Source organism: Luedemannella flava (assembly GCF_039528515.1).
Classification (GTDB): Bacteria; Actinomycetota; Actinomycetes; order Mycobacteriales; family Micromonosporaceae; genus Luedemannella; species Luedemannella flava.
On the sequence record NZ_BAAALT010000203.1, the window covers coordinates 1 to 2,264 of the forward strand.

Sequence of the window (2,264 nt, forward strand, 5' to 3'; positions counted from 1 at the left end):
CGGCCGCCGCGGCCGCCGCGCTGCCCCGCGCCGTGCGCCCCCGGCTGGCCGACGTGGCCGCCGAGGTCTGCCAGGGCGGCACCATGGAGGAACTCGTCGCCGGCATCGACCTGGTCGAACGCATCCGCGCCGGCCACGTGCCCGGCCTCACCCCGCCCGAGGGCCTCGACGACCTCACCGAGAACCTCTACGCCGCCGCCGTGCGCCCGGTCGACGGCCTCGCCGGCGCCACCGACATCGCCGACGCGCGGGCGCTGCTCGCCCTCGGCGACCGGGCCGGCGCCACGGGCCGCCTGCTGCGCCTCGACCACGCGCTCGCCCGCATCGCGGCGGCCGGCACCCCGCTGACGCAGGCCGCCGCGTGCGCTGTCCGCGTCCTGCTCGAGCTCGACAACCCCGAGGAGTACGGCCGAAGGCTCGCCTCCTGGGTGGACGCTCCCGCCGACGAGATGACGGCCCGGTTGCAGGGCGCCCTGACGGTCGCCGGCCCGCTGCTCGAGGCGGGCGACGTGACCGTGGTGCCGCTGCTCGACCGCGTCGAGGAGCTGCCCGACGAGGACTTCCTGCGCCGGCTGCCCGCCCTGCGCGGCGGCTTCGACGCGCTCAGCCCGGCCGCCCGCGACCGGCTGCTGGCCATGGCCACCGACCGGCTCGCGGACGACCCGCACGGCAGCGACCTGCGCGACCCGCTGCCCGAGGACCCGGCGACGCTGGCCGCCTGGCTCGCCGCCGACCTGGCCGGCCGCGCGGCCCTGAGCGCGTTCGACCTGGCCGCCGAGCCCACCGGCCCGGTGGACGCCGCCGACGCGCGCTCGCGACGCGTACTCCCGGACAAGGGTGAGGTGACCGCGGCGCAGCGGTGGCGCCTGGTTCTCGGCCGGCAGGCCGATCAGCTGCCCGACTCGGGTCGCCGGCTCGCCACGGCGCTCGACGAGCTGTACGGCGCGGGGCGGGGCGAGGGATCGCACACCGCCGAGGGCGCCGGCACCGGGCAGGGCGGCGGCCGGGGCGCCGGCTTCCCCAGCGTGCGCGAGTGGGCCGACGAGCTGGACGCCCTGTTCGGCGCCCGGGTCCGCGAGGAGGTTCTGGCGCGGGCGGCGACCGCCGGCCGGGTCGATGCCGCGCTGCACCTCGACCCGGAGGCCGTGCGGCCGTCCGTCGACCTGCTGCACGCCGTGCTGTCGCTGGCCGGCGGCGCGTCCGAGAAGAGCCTCGGCCGGCTGCGGCCGTTGGTGGCCCGGCTCGTCGCCGCGCTGACCGCCCAGCTCGCCAAGCAGCTGCGCCCGGCCCTGACCGGCCTGGCCAGCCCGCGGCGCACCCGCCGGCCCACCGGCGTGCTGGACCTGCCGGGCACGATCCGCGCCAACCTGCACACCGCCCGGCCCGACGACCGGGGTCAGGTGCAGGTCCTGCCGGAGCGGCCCGTGTTCCGCACCCGCAGCCGGCGCGGCGTCGAGTGGCGGCTGATCGTGCTCACCGACGTCTCGGGCTCGATGGAACCGTCGACGGTATGGGCGGCGCTGACCGCGTCGATCCTCGCCGGCGTGCCGGCGCTCAAGACGCACTTCGTGACGTTCTCCGACGGGGTCATCGACCTCACCGACCGCGCCGACGACCCGCTGCGGCTGCTGCTCGAGGTCCGCGTCGGCGGTGGTACGCACATCGCGAAGGCGCTGCGCTACGCCCGCGACCTGGTGACCGTGCCGAGCCGCACGATGGTCGTGGTGATCAGCGACTTCGAGGAGGGGTACCCGATCGGCGATCTCGTGGCCGAGGTCCGCACGCTCGCCACGTCCGGTTGCGCGCTGCTCGGCTGCGCGAGCCTCGACGACCGGGGCGCGGCGCGCTACAGCACGGGCGTCGCGTCCCAGCTCGTCGCGGCCGGCATGCCCGTCGCCGCGCTGAGCCCGCTCGAACTGGCCCGCTGGGTGGGGGAGCAGGTGAACCGATGAGCCTTCCTAGCGTGGCACCGGATGTTCTTGCCGACGCGGTTGACGCGTTGCCGGGCCGGCTGCGTAAGAAGCTCGACGAGACGGTCGCGGTGGCGGCCGGGTGGCCCGTCGCGGCCGGCGCCGACGGCGGCGTGGTCGTGACCGTCGACGAGCAGACGACCGTGACGCTCGCGGCGGTCGTCCGGGTGGCCGGCGACGCGACCTGCACCTGCCTGCTCTCGCCCCGCTGCCTGCACCGCACAGCGATCCTCGCGGCCGCGCCGGTCCACGGCGGCGACGCGCACCTGGCCGGGTCGGACACGCCGGCCGACG

2 protein-coding genes are annotated in these 2,264 nt (G+C 77.4%); both read left to right on the forward strand.

What is annotated here, in order from left to right; translation table 11 throughout:
• Positions 1-1,952: DUF5682 family protein (locus tag ABD211_RS25810; protein ID WP_344137160.1), on the forward strand; the 1,952-nt coding region annotated here is incomplete at its 5' end.
• A partial coding sequence (locus ABD211_RS25815) for a hypothetical protein (protein ID WP_344137162.1) occupies positions 1,949-2,264 on the forward strand: 316 nt, incomplete at its 3' end. The genes ABD211_RS25810 and ABD211_RS25815, both read left to right, overlap by 4 nt.